The sequence below is a fragment of the Amycolatopsis sp. lyj-109 genome (assembly GCF_046548995.1).
In the GTDB taxonomy this organism is placed as follows: Bacteria; Actinomycetota; Actinomycetes; order Mycobacteriales; family Pseudonocardiaceae; genus Amycolatopsis.
Map to the genome: position 1 here is coordinate 321,220 of NZ_JAJPWR010000009.1, position 23,439 is coordinate 344,658.

General features: G+C 67.1%; 7 protein-coding genes and 1 pseudogene. 6 read left to right on the plus strand and 2 right to left on the minus strand.

Features of this window, described 5'->3' with window-relative positions; genetic code table 11:
• The first annotated feature begins 12 nt into the window (after positions 1–12).
• Positions 13–16,308, plus strand: coding sequence for a hypothetical protein (locus ACLJQF_RS22480; protein ID WP_410611326.1), 16,296 nt, complete (start codon positions 13–15; stop codon positions 16,306–16,308).
• Between the two features lie 34 nt (positions 16,309–16,342).
• Positions 16,343–16,534, plus strand: a complete 192-nt coding sequence (locus ACLJQF_RS22485) for a hypothetical protein (protein ID WP_410611328.1) — start codon at positions 16,343–16,345, stop codon at positions 16,532–16,534.
• A 129-nt stretch (positions 16,535–16,663) separates the two neighbouring features.
• On the opposite strand, the gene ACLJQF_RS22490 is transcribed toward ACLJQF_RS22485, so the two are convergent.
• Positions 16,664–17,299 (minus strand): type VII secretion system-associated protein, encoded by a 636-nt coding sequence (locus ACLJQF_RS22490; RefSeq protein WP_410611330.1) that lies wholly within the window; start codon positions 17,297–17,299, stop codon positions 16,664–16,666.
• Between the two features lie 266 nt (positions 17,300–17,565).
• Between ACLJQF_RS22490 and ACLJQF_RS22495 the strand changes: the two genes are divergently transcribed.
• A complete protein-coding gene (locus ACLJQF_RS22495; protein WP_410611331.1) occupies positions 17,566–18,048 on the plus strand; it encodes an SMI1/KNR4 family protein in 483 nt (160 codons plus the stop codon).
• On the opposite strand, the gene ACLJQF_RS22500 is transcribed toward ACLJQF_RS22495, so the two are convergent.
• A complete protein-coding gene (locus ACLJQF_RS22500; RefSeq protein ID WP_410611333.1) occupies positions 17,978–18,601 on the minus strand; it encodes a response regulator transcription factor in 624 nt (207 codons plus the stop codon). The two genes, ACLJQF_RS22495 and ACLJQF_RS22500, sit on opposite strands and share 71 nt — an antisense overlap.
• A gap of 204 nt (positions 18,602–18,805) precedes the next feature.
• Between ACLJQF_RS22500 and ACLJQF_RS22505 the strand changes: the two genes are divergently transcribed.
• From ACLJQF_RS22505 to ACLJQF_RS22515, 3 genes and pseudogenes are all read left to right on the plus strand, one after another.
• Complete coding sequence (locus ACLJQF_RS22505; RefSeq protein WP_410611335.1) at positions 18,806–18,955, plus strand: hypothetical protein; 150 nt, start codon at positions 18,806–18,808, stop codon at positions 18,953–18,955.
• Positions 18,956–19,154: 199 nt separating this feature from the next.
• Positions 19,155–19,839: pseudogene (locus ACLJQF_RS22510) on the plus strand (transposase); the annotation flags it as partial.
• Positions 19,840–20,259: 420 nt separating this feature from the next.
• Positions 20,260–23,427 carry a BTAD domain-containing putative transcriptional regulator gene (locus tag ACLJQF_RS22515; protein WP_410611336.1) on the plus strand — a complete coding sequence of 1,056 codons (3,168 nt, stop codon included), beginning with the start codon at positions 20,260–20,262 and terminating at the stop codon, positions 23,425–23,427.
• Positions 23,428–23,439: the final 12 nt, after the last annotated feature.

Here is a 23,439-nt window from a genome sequence, read left to right on the forward strand (position 1 = left end):
GAGGTGTGTTCGGTGGTCACGAAGGAAACGGGCGGTAGCGCACACGGTGGCGGCGAGGCCAGCTCTGCTCACGGCAAGGGTGCGGCGCTCAGTCATCACGTTTCGGAGCAACTGCAGACCTTCTGCAAGGTCATCGTGGGCATGGCTTTTCCGGAAGGTGACCACAACGCGCTGTACGCGATGGCGGACGCGTGGGAGGATTTCCGCCACTCTCTCGAGGCGATCAACGCCGGGATGGAAAAGCTGGTCCCCCAGTTCGAGCGTTCCATGCACGGTGCCACCGCCGAGCGGAACTTGAAATACCTGACGACCGTTCGTGACGGTCTCAGGGCCGAACAGGACAAAGCTCAAGAATACGCGAAGATGTGCCGGACCGCGGCCGCGGACATCGTGAAGACGATCATCATGTTCGCCGTGATGCTGGCGATGGTGCTGGCGACCATCATCGCGCTGGCCATCTCGGTGTTCGGGTCGTTCGCGATCCCCGGCACGGTGGCCGCGGGCCGCGTCGCGCTGACACAGATGTGGAACGCCCTGGTGCGGTCGATCTCCCAGCTGACGCTGCGGCAGGTCGGGATGGCGGTGGGAAAGATCGCCTGGACCATGGGCAAGTACGCGGCCATCAACGCCGGGCTGATGACCGGCTTGGACATCACCATCCAAGGATTCCAGAAGCTCGACCACAAGCGCGACGACATCGACTTGGATTCGCTGAAGAACTCGGCCATCGGCGGGGCGATCGGCGGCGCGGCGTTCGGCGCGGTCCGCGGGGCCGCGAAAGTCGGCCTGGGGATGATCGGTGAGGACGTGGGGAAGCGCGCCCCGGGCTGGGTGCGAGGGACGGGGCAAATCGGCTACGCGGCGACGCAGGTCCTTGGCGTGATGCCGAGCAACGCCCTCGTGAACCTCGCGACCGGCGGCCACGGCGAGTTCTGGGCAGGTGCGTTGGGTGCCGCTGCGCACTACAACACGGTCAAGCCCACCAGCCTGTCGGCCAAGCTTGACGACGCCATGTGGAAGAGCGTGCACGGCGACTTCAGCTGGGTCCCCAGGCCGGGCGACGCCCGGGGCCCGGCGCTGGATGCGGACCTGGCCGGTGGCTCTCATAGTGTGTCTCCGGAGATCTCGGAGGTCGAGCGGACGGGCCTCCAACAGGCGTTCTCCGACGTTCATGCGGCTGTTTCGTCGGCGCTGGACGCACCCTTGTTCCCCGGCGCGAACGCGCGGGCGATGCGCGGCGAAACAGCCGGCGAAGGCTCGGCGGAAATCGGTGGTGAGACCGGCAAGGGCGCCCCGGAGGTCATGACCGGGGACGGAGCCAAGCTGGGACGGCTGTTCGTCGGCCAAGACAAGACCTCCGTCGAACCGAACTCGACGGGCGATCAGCGCTCCGGTACGACGAACTCCGGCGAGTCGCGGTCGTCGGATACCGGGACCAGCTCCGGCCTGAACACCGGCCGGCCCGCTGAAGCGGGACTCACTCAAGACCGCACGGTTGCTGCGTCAGCCGACGACGGTGGCACGGCGTCGTCGTCGGCCGACGGCACAACCTCCGGGCGGCCGCAGCTGTCGGTCGACACTTCCTCGGCCGAACGGTTCCTGACCGGAACGTCCGCAGATTCGACGAGCTCCGTGACGACCTCAAACAGTGGGTCGGCCCGAAGCAGCTGGGCCGGGTCGGCTACGGACACACCCAGCTCGCCGGCCAGTACGGTGGATTCTCTGCAGGACTCGGCGGCCATGCACCCCCTTGCTGGGCACCGGCCAGGTGCCACCACTTTGAATCCGGTCGCCGAAGGTTCGCGGGCGGACAACGGCGCGAGCGCGAGCGTTCCGCCGAAGGCGACGTCGTCCGCGTCGCCGGCGCGGGAAATTCCGGCGACCACGGAGGGCACTCGTACCACGTCGGCGTCACCGTCCGGCGGAGAGCCGACCGGGACCCGGACGCAGCCGAAGATCGACGCGACCGGGCCGGACAGCACGTCGCGAACCGTTCCGGAGCCCGAGGTCCGGCAGCCGGCTACAGCCGCGAAGACGAGTGCCGGTCCTGCCGTCGCGCAGCCGTCGGCGGCTGGTTCCGCGCCCGCACGGCCCTTGTCCGGGGGCGAGCCAGCGAGCCGGACTCCCGCGTCGTCCCGGGTCGACGCGGAGCAGGTGGGCTCCGGTCGCGCCGCTTCACCGGTGGAGCCTCGCCCGGTCTCCGGCCGGCCCCTGCCGGTGTCTGACACGCCCGGTCCACGGCCGGCCGAGACCTCTGCTCCGCGTTCCACGGAGCCCGGACCGGCAAGGTCGGCACCCCAGCCGGACACCGAGGGCAAGTCCGGCGTCCGGGCTCCTGATCCGGCGGCGGTCAAGGCGGCCGCGTCCGGCGTCACCTCGGCTCCAGCACCTCGGGCCGCGACCGGAGAGGGAACACGTGCGAGTGGTACCGATCCGGTGGTTACCGGGGCGCCGGCCGATCGTGGTGGGCCGACATCAGGGCCGCACCGGTCCGGGACGCCCACGCCGCTGCACGACGGTCCGACGCAGAAGCCGGCCGCGGGTGGGCGGCCGGAGAAGCTGATGGTGAGCCCACCGGACCGACTGGCGGGCTCGAGCGGACCGGATCGACCGCAGCCGGAGCAGTCTCCCCGGACGGACAAGTTTTCGCCGAGCCGGTCGCGGACGGCCGACGACGCGGCGGCGGCCACGGTGGCTGCCGCCTACCTTGCCCCGATGCACGAAACCGAAGCTGCGCGGGTCGCCCAGCCGGTGGCCGGGCCGGACGTGCCCGGAATGCTGCCGAAGGACGGGGGATGGCAGCAGCAGCGGGACGCGTCGACGCCGACCAGGTTCAGCAGCCGGCAGCTTGAGCGTGCCCCGGGGAGCGATTCCGCGACGATCGTGCAGGTCCGGTACGACGTGCGGCACTTCGAGGTACGACCGGGGAAGTGGGTGCTGGAGTTCTCCGTGCCGCTGGACGTCGTGTCACGGGGCGAGGCGGTGCCCGCGGCAGCCCGGCGGGACGGTGCCCAGCGGCTGCAGCGTCACCTGGACTCGGAGTTCAACCACCGCTTCCACTGGGAAGCGGCCGGCCGGTGGAACGGCAGCCAGGTCCACTTCACCGTCGAGGCCGACACCCCGAGCAGGGTCGAACCCGGGTGGGACAGCAGCCCGGACCGGAACGTGCCGGTCGAAATGCATGTACCGGATTCGCCAGACCGAGACGGCGGCAAGGGTGGTTCGAAGCCGGCTCAGACCCGGTGGAACCTGTACGACCCCGTCACGGTTCACACCGACCAGTACTTGCGGTTTCTCGGCCTGCCGACGCAGGAGCCCGACGGCTCCCCCCGCAGTCGCCGCGCGGTCGAGCAGCTGGCCGGCCGAGAGGTTGAGCTGGGCGGAGCGGTGCTGTCGCACTCGCTGCACGACACCGGCCGGGACGTGTCCCAGGCCCAGGAGTACGACGGATCCCGGAACTCCGGAACCGACACCTACTCGGATGGGCCGAAGCCGCGAAACCCGACGCCCATCGATCCGCCCCCGGGCGCCGACGGTACACCTCCGAGTCCAGGAGGCAAGGGCAAAGCAATTGCTGACCAGAAGACGCTTCTCGGCGGCTCGGGATCCAAACATGATCGAATTCTATCGACGCCTGAACACGAGATGCTCTATCACAACGTGCGACGCAAGTTGCGTGATCTAACTTACTCAGGAGTTGATCCAGACTTTATTTCTCTTGTTGTCACCAGAGAATCAGTGTTGCGGGCGTACAAACAGCTTGACGGCGGAGGTTGGAATAATCTCCACGATGCCGCCGAGTTGATTGCCGGAATTCTGGCCGGCACAAAAGCAAAACTGCGCGGTGGTGCGGTTGGGTTTGAAGCCGAACTCCACGGCGTGGGCATCCACCTTGACTCGGGGATGACGTCAGGAGAGGCTGGAAACCTGGTAGAACATGCAGTCTTCGACATTGCAGCAGACAATGGCATAAATAATGCAGACATTATTGAGTACGTGAGCAAGCCCATCTATGCTGTCGAGGGTGATGAGGGCCGCGTAGATTTCGATACTGCACTGAACGTCTTCGATCAAGTTCTTCGGCGATTGAAAAAATGGGGTCGACTCGAGTCTGTATTTTCGGACGAAGGCTTACCGGGATCTAAGGTCGATCCTCTTGCTGATGACTATCGTACCTACAGTATTCCTGAGACGGATCACATATATCCACAGTACACCGTAGGCGTTCCGGTGCTCGGATTGCGCCGGTTTCTCGGTGAGCTTGTCGACCGGAATCGTGTAGGTGCAGGCCCGATTCGCGCAGCACATGATCACCTGGTGGCTGCGTTGCGGGTCGCGGACAGTTTCGCCGAGGGTCAACTTTTATCTGAGGTAGATAAAGCCGCCTTTTCGGGAGTTGTGACACTTTCCTTGATTCAAGCCGCAGCGATGGCGCATCAGGTCGCATTCGGTGCAGCTAACGGGATGACAAAAAATAATGTTGCGGCAGCGTCGCGCGTTTCCCTTGATGCGGTAAGGAGGGAGCTGACCAATCAAAGCGCGTTCGTATCCGAGGTGCTGGACCGTGAAGCGGACGCAATAGTGCAAAGGTTTACTGACCTCACCAACCTGGACTTCGACAAGAAGATCCCTCCTCCGTGGCGAGGAGCGGAGCCGGCAGAGGGCAAGATTCTGGATTATGTCAATAGCGGGCTTCAATCCAAGCCAGGGCGTCGCTATAATCAATCTGAAACTTTGGGGGTGCGAACTAATTTTGACGAGCTGGACACGAACCCGGATCCGTCGGGAAGGGCTCGCCTGACACTTCCTTTGGTGCTGCTTGAACTTCGACTCTTCGGCCAAGAAGCACCCGCCGGACCCCGATATATACGCGACCGACTGAAAGAGCTGGTGGACCTTTCCCGTGAAATATACGCCATGGCTCGCAGTCTTGCCGGTATTCCGGAGTCCAGTTCGACGTCTGCCGTCAACAGATCGACCGGTCGAGCAGTAAGTGCGCCAGCGAAGCCCGAACTTACAGCGGGCCGCTTTCAGGAGCTTCCAACTATTCGCGAAGTGGACGAGCCTGCTGGTGATGCGCCGGCTGATGCCGGGCGTGAGCGTGAAGGCCGTGGCGATCTTCGGGAAGAGGGTGACTCCATCGGTCGTGAGTCGAGTGAGCTGGCAACTCCCGATTCGATCATGAAGCGCGCTGCCGATATCCGTGAGTCCGGTATGACTGAGTCCCCCGCCTTTGCCAGGGTTCTGGGTCGAGCTCAGACGATGATCCTCCGTGAGCATGATCCTGTTCTTCTGCACGAGAAATCCGCTCGGTACGCAGATGGTTTGCCGGAGAGCGAGAGACGACTGCCGGGTGTGCGGCGGGGTTTGCTGGACGCGGTAAGTGTGGTGGTGGCCGAGGATTTTCTGCGACATGGTGAGTTGTCTCGGGCACGAGAACTGGTGCGGGACATTGCGGAGGAGCTGGGCACAGCCCGGAGCGAGGCGATGTTGCGTGGGGCTGCGGGGCCGGCGCCGGATTCGCGACCAGGGGTTGGGTACAGCTCCGGGCACACTCCCGGCGATACTGGGGGTGAGGCGCTTACCCGCGACTCGATCATCGAGCGTGCTTCCGGTATTCGTGATGGCGCGGCGCGGGCGCGTGATTCGGGTGCGGAGCGGTCTGATGGCTGGTCTGGAGCGCATTCTCGGGCGGAGGAAATCGCTGTCGTCCGTGGGCGTGCCGCTTTGGTTCGCGCGTCGGCCAGAGAGACGTCGGCGGGTTGGGAACCCGCGGAACTCCGCGTTCGTTCGCTGCTGCGCGAGGCCGGTGGCGAGGTGGCAGCAACTGGAAGTGACCTCTGGGGCGACGTGCTGCTCGTCTTAACCGCGGAACTTTTCGACCACGGTGACCTCGACAGTACGAGGGCGATGGTACGGGGATTCGTCAATACGCTGGGCGTGCAGGGCGCCGAACGAGGGCTATCCACGGATGCGGGACAACGCGGGCTCGTGCCAATCCGGCGTCACGAGGACGCCGCGACCGCGGCAGACGACGCATCGTTAGTGCAGCCTGCGGTCTTTACAGACACTGGAAGTCGTTTATCGGAGATGCCCGACGCCCGCGTCGCCGAACAGCCGCGTCCATCCAATGCCGGAGCGTCTGGGGAACTGGTCGGCCAGGCGAAGACCGGTGACGATGGCGGCACCCCACAGGCACGTGACGACGACCCGGCCCGAGAGCCGAGCCAGGCCACTCCGGACGACCGCGGCGACATCTTGGCCGACCGGGGGGCCGGTTCGCGACCGGGTGCCGCCGGCGAGCTGCCGGAAGTCCCCGTGCTGTCCGAGAGCCTGCTGCCGGAGATGCTGTCGGAGGTCAACGCCCGGCTTTCCGGCCCCGAAGAACAGGTGACGGACGGCGAGGCTCCGCAGACGCAGCCGGAGGTGTATTCCGGTGTAACCCGGACCGGGCGCGGTTCCGCCTGGAAGCCGTCGCTCGCCGCCATTCCGGAAGGCGGGGAGCCCGGCCGGCGGACAGAAGACGAGGGAAACACCCCGGCCACCGACGGCTTGCCGTCCGAGCACCGGGACGGGACATTCGGCGCGGCCAGGCAACTCTACCGCACGCAGGGCTTTGAAGAGATCTGGCGCCGGCTCAGGTCGATGAGCGAGCGCGCGGCCAGCCAGGCCGAACTGGAGAAGTTCAGCTACGAGGTCGGCAACGACCTGCGCTCCTTCCAGGGCGGCAGCAAGGTGGTGGATTTCGCGGGGAAGCAGTTCATCCTCGAACCCGAACTCGACTGGTCGCGCCAGTCGCCGGTCCCCGGCACCGCAGCAGTGCACTCGGCCGAGCACTCGTCCTCGAGCGGGTCGGCGGCCCGGACCCTGGGTGGACGGGCACCGAAGATGACATGGAAGGTCTTCAACCCGATGGTGCCGGGGCTGTTCGGCACCGGCGGGATCACCGTGCCCACCGGACCGGCGACGAGCCGTTCGCACGGTCACGAAGTCTCTCGCACCTCGCAGCTCAAGCTGTCCCTGGACGGAGCGGTGGACGCGGAAGCGGTCAGCGTTCCGGTTTCCGTGCGGATCACCGAGCTCGACGACCACGGGTACCCGACCGGCCGGACCGAACAAGTCGGCGGTGACGTCACCACGGCCAACCCGCTCGCCGTCGTCGTGAGCATGCCCGTCGGCCTGCGTTCCACCGGTGAGGGAGTGCCGGTTCCGCGATCTCTGCCGCCGGCGTTCGTCGAGCAGGCGACGGTCCAGACCACTCCGGGTTACCGCCGGGGTAAGCCGTCTGCCCTCGAGCGAGTGCACGGCTGGGGCGTGTCCGAGCAGGTGCTCGGCCTGGTCGGCAAGCTGGGCACGGAATCGCAGAAAGAGCTACGCGCGTTCGTGTCCGACGCGAACATCGAGGCCAAGCTGCCGGAAATGGCCGTCTCTCCGGAGGACGCGGCCAGGGGCAAGGGCTGGGTCACCTCCGAGGCGCTGAGCCGGGGTGGCAACCCGGTCAAGCACTTGCTTTCCACCCGGGTGCGCAAGGTGGAGATGCGCGCGGTCGCCCGCGAGGTCACCTACCTGGAGCACGTCGGCAAGGCGAAATTCGAAGAAGAACGGAGTGAGTCGGCCGGCCGGAGCGCGTCGGCGACGGTCGACCGGTCGGTGAACGCCGCGTACGCCGCCGGGCCGGGCTACGACGTCGGTGCCATGTCGGCCGGGGCCGGACCGCACGCGGAAGGCGAGCGGGGCCGGAGCCACACCCAGACCTACGAGCGCGCCGATGCCGGGACCTCTTCCCGCACCTACGAAGGCACCGTGGTGCGCTACCGCACCGTCTACGACCTGGAGGTCCGCCCTTCGGGCCAGCCGCCGATGACCTTCTCCCACGCACTCGACGCCGTCCACTGGGCGAAATCCGAGGACGCGGAACGCGCGGGAATCCACCCCGGGAACGAGGGAGCGTCGCCGGCCGGGACCACACCGGAAGTGCTGTCGCCGGTCAAGGCCGCGGAGTCGGCGGCTCCCGGAGCCGCGCTGGCCCTGGCCGACGCCAGTGACCTGCTGAGCGGTGTCCTGCGGGATTCGGCGAAGGAAATCCCGGGCCACCACCGCTGGGCATGGCGCGACAGCACGTTCATCGGCGACTTCGGCGACTCGAAGCTGGCCCGTGGTCTCAGCAGCCGTCACGAGCGGCAGCTCGGCCGCGGCGAGGAGATCGACCGGGCCCTGTCGCCGGAGAGCCTGGCCCAGCGTGCGCCGAACCTGCTCACGGATCAGCCACTGACCGTCGAACTGACCCCGGAACACGGCCGGGCACACGACTACCACGCGGCCTTCCGGATCGACGCGAGCCTGGAAGGCGGTCTCGTCGACCTCGGCCTGGCGGACGGCGAGACCGGGCCGGCGAAGCTCAGCTCGGACGAAGCCGGCGGCCGGCAGCAGGCGACGCACTGGTCGTTGGGCGTCGGCGTGCTGGCGCGGGTTTACACCAGCCTAACTGGCAGTTCCGGGATCCTGACTTCCGCGCACAAGGTGACGCGCTCGCGATCGCGGGGCGCCGGGTACGAAGAGGGCACGACGCTCACAGCGGGCGGGACCCGGGGAACGGGGCTCGACGAAACGGGCAAGGTGCGTCCCGAACGCGTCCGCCGCTACGAGGCGACGGTCAAGCTGACCGTGACCGGCACGCACTGGTCCAGGCACAACGAATTGGTGCGGGGTGTCACCGTCGGCCGCCGGGGGCTGGACGTCCCGCCCGAGCACCAGCTGAAGATCGTGGACGAATCCGCCGAGGCGCAGGGCCGCGAACCGGGCACGGTGCGGGTGAAGGTCGTGCTGGAACTCCCGGAGAGCCATCCGCTGCCCGGCTTCGAAGTCAAGCCGGCTCGCACGACGGAGCTGCCGGAGGTCTCGCCGAACACCATCCGGAACGCCGGCGGTACCAGCTCGCGCGTATCCGACGGTATTCGCCTGGTCGGGATGAGCGGGCTCGGTTTCGTTCGTCAGTCGATCCGGTCGATGCTGGTGAAGGCCTCGGGTGACCCGATCTTCGCCTCCCGTGACGGCAGCAACTCCGCGCTGATCGACCAGACGATCTCGGTGGAGAGCGCGCGGAATGACCTGCGGCTGTTCAACCGCCCGATCCAGGTGAGGGGGCTGCAGTGGAAGGAACGACGGCGGGCCAACGTGGTCGCCAACGTCGTCGTCACCCACCAGTTGCGCGATCCCGTCGTGCTCGCGACGGTGTGGGAGGAACCCGAAATCGGGATCACCAGCAGCAGCCGCGCCTCGCACGACATCTCCAGCTCCTGGACGGTGACGAACAGCGTCGAAGCCGTCTACCTTCCGATCAGCGCGGGCAGCCTGCACGGACCGGGTACCAAGATCCACGGGATGGGTGCGCTCCTGCACGAGCTGAGCTACTGGGTGAGCACGTTCGGCCGCAAGGCCGGGCACAGCACGACCGTGTCGAACACCCAGACCGTCAAGGGCGAGCCTCGCAAGCTGTACCTGGTGCAGGCGAACGTGGAGACGACGGTCGCGGTCGAGACGCGGCGCCACGGCAACATCGACCGCTGGCAGCTGGCCGAGCTCTTCCCGCGGGTCGTCCCGGACCGGTGGCGGTCGGCGGGCGAGGTCCGGCGGGCCGCCGAACGCCTGGAGCTGCCCGAAGCCGCACGAGTCCTGGTGACCGAAGCGCAGCTGCGTGACATCGAGATCCAGCAGGCCAAGGTGGACGCCGAGCGAGCGTCGGCTCCCCCGCACGAACCCGGCCCGGAGGAACCGAGCGGCCCCACGGACCTCGTGCCGATCCCGCCTGGACGGGAACTGGGCGGCGGGCCGTGGAGTGACGGCGTCATCGAGCCCGTCGACCTCATCGACGCGGCTGCCGAGAAGGGGCGCGATCTCTTCGCGGAGCTGCACGCCCGGGTGACCCAAAGGCTGGGCAAAGACGTGGCAGACCGTCTTCTCCCGGACTCGTCCCTGGCCACCGAACACGACAACCTCCAGGAAGTTCAGCGGTACCTGTCCAACTTCCAAGGCTTCCTGCCGGACCTGGCGAACGGGGGCACCAGGACCACGCTCCGGCTGGAAGACCGGCTGCGCGGGAAGACCTACGAGCTGCGGGTGGACGCGAAGGCCCCGGAGACGCCGCGGCCGGCCGGGATCCGGCACGGCGAGCTGACGAAGACCTCGAAGGTCGCGGTGACGACGACCGAGGCCCGGGGGGTCAAGCGGGTACTCGCCGAGTTCACGACGTTGCTCATACCCGCCATCATGCTCCAGTCGGCCGCGGCCGAGGAAACGTCGCACACGCCTGGACAGCGCCACGGCGCACCGTACGCCGCCCTCGGCCTGGGACCGACCCACGTCTTCGAGTGGCTCCAGCAATCCCGGGAGACCGGGAACGCCGAAGCGAACGAACGCGAACACCGCGAGACCGTGCGTGGCGCGCTGGCCGAACGGCACCTCGACGTGGACTTCGACGTGGCGATCGAACGTCACGGTGAGCGCATCGCCGAAACCAAGGTCACGGCCCGGGTGACCGGCACCTCCATCGTCGAAGACCGTGCCGCGGCACCGGAGGGGCCGGTTCGCGGGGAGGTCGTGAAACACGAAGCCGCGGACGCGACCGACGCCGGGATGGCGGACTGGTACGAAGCTCGCGACGCGGAAGCACTCCCGGCCGACCCGGCCCAGTACCGGATCACCGGGTTCGACGGAAGCCGGGACGACCTCGTCGAAGGAGCACGCCAGGCACTCGTCGAAAGCGGCTTCAAACCGGACCACCGAACGCTGGGCTTGCTGCGGGACCTGCTCGCGCCCAGCAGGATCGAGAAACTGGGCGGACTGCCCGGCCGAGCCGGCGTCGAGCTCGAACTGCCGCCGGAACTCGGCGCGAAGCTGAAGCTCCACAGCACGACCCGCGGGACCGGCCAGCTCACCGGCGCGAGCGCGCGGATCGCGCTGGGCGGCGGCACCGAAGCGACCAGATCGACGCACGTCGAAAACGGGCATGACAGTGCCAACACGGTGTTCGCGACGCCGCTGATCGCCGCCGGCGTCCCGCAGGCCCCCGAGCACGCCACCTATGCCCAGGGCCGGGAGCCCTTCGGCACCATCGCGCACTGGGGCATCCCGATGGAGGTGCTCGGCGCCCGGGCCGACGGCCACGAACACGGTCACAGCACGAAGTCGGGAGGCGCGGAACTCCCGGAAGGCAAGAAACCCGAAAGGACGGAAAATGCGGCACCGGCCGAGGCGCTCACCGGCACCTGGTCGTACCCGACCGATTTCCGGTTCGTCGCCGAGCCAACGTCGAAGCTCTCGCTGAAGAGCCCGGCCGTGGTTGACGTCAGCTTCCCGAAGGGTTACCACATCCGCCGGGCGGACCGGACCGACCTGATTCCCGATGAGGTGGCGCACCGGGCCCGCGACCTCGCTCAGCGCGACCGCGAATGGTCGGCCGCCCGTGACCTGGTGCGCGCGGAAGAAGCCGCGGCGAGGAACAAGACCCCGGCGAGCGAGGAAAGTGGCCTCAGCGGGGACCGTCTGGACGAGGTCCGCGACGCCGCCGCGCACGCCGAGGCGAACTGGTGGCGAGCCGCCGAGGCCTACCAGGCCGCGTGGACCGGCGCGGGGCCCAACGTTCGCGTGGTCTTCGGCGCCGACGCGAAAACGGCATCGCCGGCCCAGCGCGTGGACCTGCGCCGATTCGCCAAGAACATCATGCGTGAGCACCTGCGGGGAACGGATCCGAAGATCCGCTACCGGGTGACGGGAAAACACGAGCCGAGCGCCGAGCAGCTGACATCGATCGGCACGGAACTGTCCACCGCACTCAACCGCATTCAGCTCCACGTGCCGGTTCAAGACCGGCTCGACCTGGAGCAGTTCGGTGGTACGCGAGACGCTTCGTTCATCGATTCCGCCGAGCCCACGGTGGTCGACATCTGGCTCGAGAAGTCACTGGACACGCCGGAGCAGCACGGAACACCGGAACCGAGCCGCTCAACCGGTGAACCGGCGGCCGGAAGGGACAGCGGTGCCGGTACTGACACCGGCCGGTCCGGGGAGCCGGCCGCTCAGGCGAGGACCGGCGACGACGGCGGCACCCCGCGTACACGCGACGACAGCCTGAGTACTCCCGACCACCGCGGCGCGCTGGTCGAACGGCATCAGGTGACGCCCGCGCCCCGCCGAGTCGAGGTGCTCAACGATGACGATCCGTCGTCGTCGGCGACGGACGTCGTCCGGACATCCGACGTCGTTTTCGTGCCGCTAACCCACAAAGGGGCCATCAGCGGCGTGTTGTTCCCCCGTCCTGGCGAGGCTTCGGTGGTGCAGAAGGCCTTCAAACGCACTGAGGAAGACCTTGACGCGTACGCCACCGTTCTGCACCACGACGAGAACGGGTTCTCGGTCTGGCTGCGGTCCGGCGAACAGGTGGTGATCTCGGAGAAGAGCGTCTTCCGCCTGATGACCGGTGGTGGGTTGCTGGGAGGAGACCTGTGGCGTCAGTGGCGGCGCCAGCTGCTCCTGGCCTGTCTGGTGGACGATCCGTCGCTCGCGGACTCCGCCGGCCGGACTCCCCTCGACCGGTTCCGGGGGTTGCTACGAGACGATGGTTACGCCGGAGATGTCCAGGGACCATCAGTTCACGTGTCGGTGCGGGAAGACGGCCGGTTCACCCAGCACGTCGGGAAAACGCCGGACTGGGGGAACGACGAACTTCGCCTCGCTGAACTGTTCGACGGCGTGCGGCGGGCTGGAGACGGCCGGGATGCCCGCCACCCGGTAGAACCGGCCACCAAGATCGTCCACCGCGGGGACCGCACCGACACCGCCGGCAAGCTTCGCGACGAGGCCGCCGACCCGGTGCTGAGGTCGGTGACGCTCAGGCCGCCACGACGGGAGGAGGCCGCCGAGTTCACGGAGACGAGCGGAGAAGTACCGGGCGTGGGTCGAACTTCTGAGCCTCGAACGGCACCTGAGTCCCCGCGGCCGGCGACCTCCGGGCTGGTGGACATTGGTGCGCACGAGGGGCGCGAGAGCACCACATCGGGTCCGTTCTTCCTCCGTGAGACGGAGACCTTGGCCGGGGGCATCGTTTTCGCGGATGGCAGCGGAGCCGTCGACATGGAACAGGTGAGCCGCGTTCATGCCGGCATGCCTGCGGGGACGGACGGTGAGAAATCGATGAACGTCTACGTCATGAGCCGATCGGGCCGGTTTCTGGTCGACGGATCACTGATCGATGGTCCTGAGTTGGCGAACCGTGTTCGCGGCCGTTCCGAGTTCGCGGCCTTGCCTGCCGGCACGCTGATGACGCTCGTGCTGCTCGGAAAGGACTCTGACCCGGCGTTCGAGCGCGGTCTGATCGACGAAGCGGGAAAGTTCGCCGGGGAACTTCGCGACGACGGTCCGCGACGATCGGTTCGGATGACGACTACCGCTGTGCTGGACACCGCGAATGAGTCGGACGCCGGTCACGCCCGGGAATTCCGGATGCTGCCGGATGTGATGCCCGAAGATGTCGACTGGATTGCATTGATCGGCAGCAATGGCCGGTTCGGCATGGGTTTCGGCACCCTTAAGCCGTTGGTCACCGATAAGTCGTTCCGGCGGTGGCACAAGCTGATCGACGACCACACCTTGCGTATAGTCGCCGAATCGATGACCTTGGCAAACGGTGAGACAATTCGCCATTATGCGGTCCAGGACTGGGCCGCGGCGACGGATGGGGACCGGACGCGACCGTTCAGGATGATGCTGACCGCGGATGGGAAAGAGTTTCATGTACCTCTCAAGAATGGAAAGTCGATTGCGGTCTCGCCCGAGGAAATGGCGGCACTGATCGCCGGGTCGGCGTCCTTCCGGCATGCGTTCGGCGGTCCGGTCCGGCCGGAACTGATCGTGATCACTCACGACCCGGAAAACCCGGACAAAGAAGCGAACTTGCGAATGCTGACGAAACTGCAGGATTTGATGGGACCATTTGTCTCGTACAGCTACTCTGGAAAGATTTCGTTCGACGAACACGGCGTGCTGGAAATTCCACGTGGCGACCGGTTCGTCGAGGGGCCGTCGCCTCGGCTGGGGTTCATCCGCCACCAGAGGTCGGGGCTGGCTTTCGATTTCACCGCGAAAGGCTCCGATTCGGGGATCCTGACTGCGGCCGGCGCGATACAGGTCGCGACCAGGAGCGGAGACGATCCGCCCACGCTCCGGTTCGCCGACGTGTCCGAGCACCGTGACCCGTTGGTCTTCAAGGTTGATTCGCCGGACGGAAAGCATGTGACGGTTACCGTGTGGGGATTCTCCGACGAGATGTCACCGGCGTTCGAGCAGCGGCTGGAACTCGGGGGGCGGCAACTCGGTGAGATGCTGCTCGCCGATCCGGAGATTCTCCGGCTGCTGCGGGAGGATCCGCAGCGTCCGGTGGTCCTGGTGGCCGCCAAAGGTGGTGAGCGCGTCAACTTCGGCGGTCTTGGCTTCGATGTCGCCGGAGCACTACGCCGGGAAACGATCTTCAACGATGTCTATGCGCAGACCGACGATGGGGGAGTAACAGGTTCGCCGCGTTTTGAACTGGTTTCGGTGCTGCGTGCCGGAGACCTTCAGATAGAGCTGTTGAAAGGCCGCCATGGAATTCCGATCGCGTTGTGGGTCGGACATCACGGGGACGGCGAGCACTTCCTGAACGCCTCTTCCTGGGCCAGGAACGCCGACGAGAGCCAGGAGCGATCGGCCTACGTGTTCGTTAGCCCGGAATATGCGGCGATCCGGAGCGATGGCGTCGACCTGCGGCTCACAGTGCCCGAGCTCGGGCAGGTCCTGCGCAACGAGCCTGCGCTGCAGAGGCTGCTCGGCGACGACCGGGACAGGCCACTGGCGATCTTTCCCACGGACGGGAAGCTGTCCTACGTCTTGAGTGAGATGTCCCCGGAACTGCTGCGCGGTGGGTACTCGAGGCTACTGGCCCAGCCGAAGGGCGTGGTTTCGTTCAAGGGCGGCCGGTTGAACTTCGAGGTTCCCGGTCTCGAGATCAAATCGCCGCCCCTGCCGTCACCCGGACGGGTCTTCAGTTTCGCCTACCGGAACCCCGAACTCGGCGACTTCGGGCAGCTGTTCCCGCGAGACCTCGCCGACAGTGTGGGACGCTCCGCGTTCGGGCGCAATCTGACCCCGATCTCCCAGCGCGTTTACTTCCGGCGGTTGGAGGGGCTCACCAAGTCAGGCAAGCCGGTGACGCGGCTGATACCCGCGCTGGTACCGAAGTCCGGTCCCGGCATCACCTCGCTCAAGCAGCAGTGGTTGGTCGAGGGTCACGGGAACGAGCGCGGCCTCACCTTCGGACTGGGAGGTGACCGGCCGTTCCACATCGGAGACAGCGTGAAGCTGTCCGGGGCGGACAGTGCCGTGATCGTCAAGGGAAGCGAAGCCTACCGGCGGGCTGCGAAATCGACCGGCGTGGTCAGGCTGATCAACTGCAAGGTGAACACCGCCATTGACGACGAAGCCGAGCCGCCGGCAACGGCGTTTCGCGAGGCGTGGAACGAAGAAGGCAAATCCATCCAAGTGATCGGCAGTACTGAGATCGTTCAGCCGGGCATGTTCGACGACAAGTCGGTCATCATGGTCAAGAACGGCGGGGTGTTCGCCGAGGCTCGGAGCGCCGGCGAGGGTGTGGATTGGGCTAATGTCGTCCACCTGCAGGATCTGGCGGCGGAGCAGATCGAGCCGGTCATTGTGTCCTTCGCACGCGACGGCGAGAGGGACGTGACGATCCTGGGTGACGCGGGTGAACAGGTGACGGACCTGGTCCGCCAAACCGTCCGCGCGGCCGCGTGGCGCCACCGGATAGGTGCGCCGCTGCCAGAGGTCTGGGTCGGTGTCGAGTTCGGCGGCGGCCACGATGTCGAAGGACGGCGTCTGGAAGAGGTACTGGCGCTCGTCGAACGAGAAGTGGCCGCCGAATCACGGCTGATGGCGGAGCTGGGCTTGGCCATCGGCCCGGAGGAGATCAGCGTTCTGCCCATCGAACTGGAGAGCTCACCGGCAGAATCCGCTCCGGAGAACGGACTTCCTCCCGTTAGGTTGCTGGTCGAATTGCCGAAGTCGCCGGAGATCGAGGAGGCCCAAGCCGTGCTGCAGTACGCTCGCAACTTCAGCCGCCACAACGACTCGTCGGTGTTCGAAAAGGTCTTCGACGCGTTCGCAGCCCTGGAGGCCGGACCAGCGATGCGTGCCGGCTCGGAAGATCGACTCGAACCGCGTGCCGTCGCCGATGGGGACGAGCCGGTCACGAGAGGGTGAACGTGCTGGTGATCGAGAGGCGAGGAGGGGATGGATGACTCACGTGCCCGGCACGCTGAAGGTGTGCACCCGCCCGCGTGGGGTGATTGTGACGATGATGGCCGGAAGACGTCCCCGCCAGGGCGATTACGCCTCCGGCTACCCGGGGGTGGAAGTCCGCCGGGAAACATTCCTGGTCGAGGCGAGCCGCCGCGTGGAGGCATTGCTGATGGTTCCGCTCACCTGACGTCACCCCCGCTCGGCGTCGAACTTCGGACCGCCGCCACGAAGAGATGGCTGACCTACGTGTCACCGACGCCGCAGGCCATTCCGGGCTTCGGCCAGCCGGTGTGCCGACCCCACCGCCAAACCCAGCTCAGGACCGCGCGGGGCCGGTGTCGTAGGAGCTGATCCGCAGATCGCGCAGTTCCGGCCGCGCGGAGTAGAGGGCCTCGACTTGGTCGTCGTCCAGGAGCACGGTCAACCGGAGAAAGTCGCCGGTCAGCCGGACCGAGGCCGCACCGCCCGGGTTGAACAGCACGTCCACGTCGTCGTCGAGGAGTTCGACCAGCTCCATCAGGTCGGCCCGTTGCCAGTCCGGCGAGTTCACTCGCCTCCGGTGCACTTCGGCGGTGGCGACCACCACGCACGGCACGTCGTCCGGCGACGTCGCAGCGACCGGGCGGCCTTCATCGTTCATCGCCACGTCGAACACAGTTTCGCGCAGCATCAGCTGGAGGAGTTCGGCTTCGGCTTCCCCGCGCATCGCGAGGTGGAGCACGGCGTCCAGCGGGTCCGCGGGCGAATTCTCGTCGGAGGGCTCGTAGTCGGGGTTCGGGTGGAACTTCCCGACCGTGCCGGCGCTGTCCAGCGGCCAGACTCCCACCACCGCGCTGAGAGGAGGCGTGTCGTTCTCAGCTTCCGGCTGCCAGGCCGGGTCCATCAGCAGGAACCAGTTCTCCCGTTGATCCGTCGTGCCGGCCGTACCTGCCGGTTCCGTCTCCTCGGCCACAGTCGCCCTTCCCACAGCAGTTCGTCACCGGTCACGGCCGCCGGACATGACGACACGCCTCGATTCTGCCTCGTACCAACTGATGCTGTGCCGGTGTCAATCGACAGGCTGGCGATTTCTGCCCGTGTGGGCACGACCGGCGCCGACAGCTCACTGGAGGGGAACCTGCCGCGGGCCGTTCGGGCCGGGCGCGAGCGAAGTTCGCGCAGACGCCGAACCATCGGAAGATCCCGGACCATACTGACAGAATGCGGACTGCTCCTCCTGTGACCGTCGCCGGATGGCGGGAATTCCTGTTGTCGCACAGCATCGAGTTCTTGAACTCGGACACGCTGCGAGAGGCCGAAGCGGACGGTCGTGCGGAGTGGATGCTGACCGATGCCCAACGCGAAGCTGGCTGGCTCGGGTTCGAGCCGGCCGGCGAGGAGTCGTTGCTGGTCGCGGAACGGCGTCTCGGGGTGAACTTGCCGACCACGTACCGGAACTTTCTGTCCGCCAGCAACGGCTGGAGCTCGATGGCCGGCGAGGTGGATCTGCTGGCTGTGGAACAGGTCGACTGGTTCACCAAGCTGAATCCAGGTCTGCTGGAGCGCTGGTCCGGGCCGGTACGCGTCCTTCGCGACTCTCGTGACGTCCCGGTCCGCGAGGGGGTGCTGAGCCGCCGGCCCGGGCCCGGCGTCAGATCACGCCCGCTCGCATCGCGAAGGCCACGGCGTGGGACCGGTTGCGCAGCTGGAGTCGGCTGGTGACGGTGTAGATGATGTTTTTGACGGTTCGCTCCGAGTACCGCAGGGCGCGGGCGATCTCGACAGTGTCCAGGCCGTCGGCCATCAGGCGGAGTACGTCGATCTCGCGGCTGGACAAGCTCGACGCGGTCAGGTTGCTCGGTTCGAGCACTTCGCGGTGCAGGCGTTCCATGTGACCGACCAGCTTGCCCAACAGATCCGGAGGCAAGTCCGCGGCTCCGGCCGCTGCGGCGTGGACGCCGGCGATAAGGCGTCCGTCGGCCGCCGCGCTGCGAGAGACGATTGCCATCACCCGGCACTCGACCGCGACCAGGAGGTCCGCTTCGGTGATATTCCGCACGGCGAGCACGATAGGGCGTCCCAGTTCGGCGGCCGTACCGCGCAGAAGGTCTATCCCCCGGGACGAAATCTCGTCGAACGCCGCGACCACGACATCCACGTGCTCGCGCCCGGGGCTCGCGACGACCGTGACGCCGGGGGACGAGCCGAGGATGGCGGTGAGCCCAGCGACGGTGATGGGATCCAGGGCGCGGACCGCCACGTTGACCTTTTCCACGTGCTCCTCCGGGTTGGTTGAGGTCGGAGTTCTCAGCGTGGCCGGAGACTCTTCACGCGTTCTCCATGCGCTCTGTACGTCCATCCCGGGTCACCCCAGCTGATGGAAAATAGGGCAGAACGATGCGCGAGAACAGTCACTCCCGCGCTCCTGGCAGGCCTCCGGCTTAACGTGTGACGCGGATACCGTGTGAGAGGAACCGTGATGGAAATCTTCTTCGAAGACATTGTCGAGCGTATCGTCGCCGAGCAAGAAGAAGAGATCGCCAGGGCGCATTGGTCAAGCACGAGTGCTCCGCCGCGGCGTCAGGGTCAACACATGTCCGGCGGCCGGGAAGTCCGCGAGGTGGAGTGAATCCGCTCGTAAGTGCATAGAATTCTCGAACCGCCGCCGCGCACGTGGTGGCCGTTCGGTGTGACGGCGCGGACCGGAAGGCCTGGCATCCGCCTGCGTCCGGCGACGGTCCGGCCTCTCATCGCGTCGCACGCGGCCGATTGGGCTTGAAGCGTGTCTCACTTGGATCTTCGCTGCGGTGCGGGCAAGATCATGACTTGTGATGGACGAGTTGTCGCGGCGTCTGGTGCCGGATGAGTTGTGGGCGCTGGTCGAGCCGCTCATTCCGCCGGGCAAGACGCGCCCGCAGGGTGGTGGGATGTCGCGGGTAGATGATCGGGCGGTGTTCACCGCGATCGTGTTCGTGCTGACCAGCGGGTGCGCCTGGCGTCATCTGCCGCCCGGTTTCGGGGTCACCGTACCGACGGCGCATCGCCGGTTCACCGAGTGGACGAGCGCCGGACTGTGGCGTGACGTGCACCGGGCGGTGCTGGACGAACTGGGCGGCCGCGGCATGATCGACTGGTCCCGCGCGGTCCTGGACGGAGCATCCGTCAGGGCCAAAAGGGGGGCGGACTGACCGGCCCGAACCCGGTCGACCGCGGCAAACCCGGTTCGAAGATCCACGCTCTGTCCGACCGGGCCGGCCTGCCCTTGACCGTCGGTATCTCCGCGGCCAACACCCACGACAGCCACGCGCTCAAGCCCTTGGTCAACGCGATTCCGGCGATCCGCTCCCGTCGCGGACCCCGGCGCCGCAAGCCGGCCGAGCTGCATGCCGACAAGGCCTACGACATCCTCGCCCTGCGGCGCCTGACCATCCGTTACGAGCGCAACCCAGCCACTACCTCGCCTTCCTCACCCTCGGCGCCGCCATCACCTGCTACAAGAAACTCGCCAAATGAGACACACTCTAAGTCGAGGAGAAACGAGCGCTACCTGGTTGGTTCCCGATGGGAATCAATATCCCTTGTAGGTAAGTGAGTCTGAGCGATTACACTTGGTTGACCATCGGTACTCTGTTCGGGAGCGCTTGTGGTAAGGTGATCGTCTGTTCGAGTGAATTTGTTGACAGCATCAGTTTCATCGACTCACGAAGAACTTCTGACGATGGCGGTTGGAGAGGGGTTTACGGCAGGTTTGCGATAGTCTACCGGGATTTGTCGTGTCCTGTTCCGATTGTGCGCCATTCTGCTGCCATTTTTAGAACTTATAGCGATCTGGGGGATCTGCATAGTTCGTGCCTGAAAGTGTGGAGGAGGCTGCCCTGATGCGCAATCGCGATTTCATGCTCACCAGGGGCGAGCCTGAGGAGGAGATCAATGATGGACAGCGACTGCGGCCTGCGCTTGGAGGTCCTCGGGCCGGTACGTGCCTGGAACGGCGATCAGGAACTCGATCTGGGTTCCGCTCACCGGCGTACGGTCGTCGCTGTGCTCGGTATATCCGCCGGCCACACCGTTTCTCGCCGGATGCTAACCGACGCGCTGTGGGGCGACGAGCCGCCGTCGAGCGCGGACGGCGGCATCTACTCCTACATCTCCGCACTCCGGAAGGTGCTCGAGCCTGAACGCCGTCCCCGGTCCGGTGACGGGCTGCTGGCGTCGGTGGGCGCCGGCTACTCGCTCCGCGTCGACGAAAACCGGATCGACGTCAACCGGTTCCACGCGCTGCGGGCCTCGGCGGCGAAACACCGCAGGGCGGGCCAGGCCGAGCACGCGCTGCAGGATCTGGAGCAGGCGCTCGGCCTGTGGCGAGGTGAGGCCCTGGCCGGCCTGCCCGGCCGGTTCGCCGACGCGCAGCGCGCCAAGTTCGGCGAGCTCCGGCTGGCGACGCTGGAGAGCCGGGCCGAGATCCTGCTCGACCTCGGCGACGCGGGTGAACTGGTCGACGGGCTGATCGCGCTGCGCCGGGACAACCCCCTCCGGGAGCCGGTGGCTGGCCTCCTGATGCAGGCCCTGGCGAAGGACGGCCGGGTAGCCGAGGCGATCGCGGTGTTCGATGACGTACAGGCCCAGCTGCTCGAGGCATCGGGCATCGAGCCTGGCCCCCAGCTGCACGAGCTGCACCGACAATTGCGCGCGGGCAGGGCGGTGGCGAGAACGAAGCGGTCGCCGGCCGCTCGGGTGGAGACCGCCGGGCGTCCCACCCGGCCGGAGACCTTTGTAGGCAGGGAAGACGAGCTGAACTCCCTGCGGACAGCGGTGTCCGGTCTCCAGTCCGGACGTGGCGGCGTCGTCTGGCTAGAAGGCGAGCCCGGCATCGGCAAGACGGCGTTGCTGGCCGAAGCCTTTTCCGGGCCGCCGGGTTCCGAAGCGGTTCTACACTGGGCCACCGCGCAGGAGCTGGACAGTGGGACTCCGGGCCAGTTCGTCCGCGACTGCCTCGCCGTGGTCGGCGAGCCGCCTGCCTCCGGCCCGCGCCGGGACGACGCGGTCCGGGACATCGACCGGCTGGTCGAGATCGTGGCCGGGCTGGCCGCGGACAGCCCGGTGGTTTTCGTCGCCGACGACTTCCAGTGGGCGGACGATACGAGTGCAGGAGCCTGGTGGCGGCTCGCTCGGTTGTGCGATCGGCTGCCCCTGCTGCTCATCGCAGTGAGCAGGCCGCTACCCCGCAGCGCGACGGTCGAGCGGGTCCGGGTGCGTGTGGCCCGCACTGGCCGGGTCATCTCCCTGACGCCGATGCGCGAAACGGAGATCCTCCACCTCGCCGAGCAACGGGCCGGCACACGGCTGAGTAGAGGACTGCGCGGCGAGCTGGACGACGGGGGCGGGAACCCGCGCTACCTGCTGGAAATCATCGGCAGTCACCTGGCCACCTCGTGGGGGATCGCCGTCCGCGGTGGCGCTCTGGACGTGCCGCCGCAGGTGGTCGTCCGGATCGGCGACCACCTGTCCTTCCTGACCGCTCAGACCCGCTCGATGTTGCAGTGGGCCAGCCTGATCGGCAGCGAGTTCGGTTTTACGCACCTCGCGGCGACCGCTGAGCAGGACCCTGTGGGGTTGACAAGTTCGGTGGAGGAGGCACTGGCGTCGGGCATCCTCGTCAACGACGGTGAGCTGCTGCGATTCCGGCACGAAGTCGTCCGGCAGGCGTTGTATCACCAGGTTCCCGGTTCGGTCCGGTCCTGGCTGCACCGGAACTTCGCCCAGACGCTGGTCACCGTCGGGGCGTCGCCGGGGTTTGTCGCCGAGCAGCTGGCGGCGACTTCAATTGCGATGGACTCCTGGGCCCGGAGCTGGCTGGCTGACCACATCGGGGACATCGCGGCCGAGAAACCCGGTCTGGCGATCGAGTTGCTCCGCCGGGCCATCGGCTCGGCGCCCCGGGAGCAGGAACAGAGCGAGAAGTACTCCGCTGTGCTTACCCGCCTGCTCTTCTGGATGGGCCGGGACGTGGATGTCGAAGCCCGGTCGATCCTGGCCAGGACCACGGACCCGGAGCTCGTCGGAGAAATGCGGTGGATCCTCGCGTACCTGCAGTTCCGCCGGGGCCAGTTCGACGGAGCGGAGCTCGAGTCGAGGCGAACGCTCGCGGACCCGCGGGTTGGCGCGCCATGGCGGGAGCGCCACGAGCGGCTGCTGGCCGCCTTGCCGGGCGAGCACCTGTGGGGCGACGAGCTATCGCGGGACGTGAACGACGTGACGCTGCTGGACGACGTCGGTCGGGTCGCCGTGGCCGCCGGAACCGCCTCCTGGCAGATGGCCGTCCGGCAGGCGTTGCCGGCAGGGGTCCTAGTCGCACAGGCCGTGGAGCGGTACTGGACTGTGGACAGCCACGGAGCCCAGCGGGAACTGGACGCGCTCACTGACGTCGAACCACGGCTTACCTCCTACGCCCAGCGCCGCCTGGGTGTGCTGATCCACAGCCTGGCCGCGCTGATCGCCGCGGACCGGGACGACCTGAGAACCGCCGAGCTGAGGCTACGTGAGGCAGCCGAGTGCGCCGTTCCGATGGGCAGCGGCGCGCCCGGTAGCGAATTCCTGCTCGTGGCGAAATCGGAGCTGGCCGAGCTGCGCGGCAGGCCGGCTGAAGCGATGGAAGCACTTCTCCGGCTCGCCGAGACAGATGCTCCGTTGTCGGCCCGGCGGCTGTGGCTGCCGCGCCTGGCGCGGTTCGCACTTCGACTGGGTGACGGGCGGCGTCTCGAACAGGTGCAGCGTGCGGCCGAAGCCGAACCGGCGGAACCGCACGGTGAACGGTATCTGCGGCAGTACTGCGAGGTCTTCGCCAGCGGCGATCCCGGCGCCATGCTCGAACTGGCCCGGCTGCTGGCTGACAACCATGTCGCCACTCAGCTAGGTCTCCGCGCGTTCGAGGACGCGGCCTGGCTGTTCGCCCGCGCCGGGCGAACAGCGGAGGCGCTCGATGTGTCGCGGGCGGCAAGGTTGCGGTACGGGCAGGTGGGATCTGTCTGGGGGATCCGGCGGGTGGACGAGGCGACCCGGTTCCTCGTTCAGCCGCCCCGGCAATGCGTCAACGCGCTGTAAGGACGGGGTGGA

Coding starts and splice junctions, on each gene's coding strand:
- ACLJQF_RS22485 (WP_410611328.1), top strand. CDS start 16,343: ATGACTCACGTGCCCGGCACGCTGAAGGTGTGCACCCGCCCGCGTGGG.
- ACLJQF_RS22515 (WP_410611336.1), top strand. CDS start 20,260: ATGGACAGCGACTGCGGCCTGCGCTTGGAGGTCCTCGGGCCGGTACGT.
- ACLJQF_RS22505 (WP_410611335.1), top strand. CDS start 18,806: ATGGAAATCTTCTTCGAAGACATTGTCGAGCGTATCGTCGCCGAGCAA.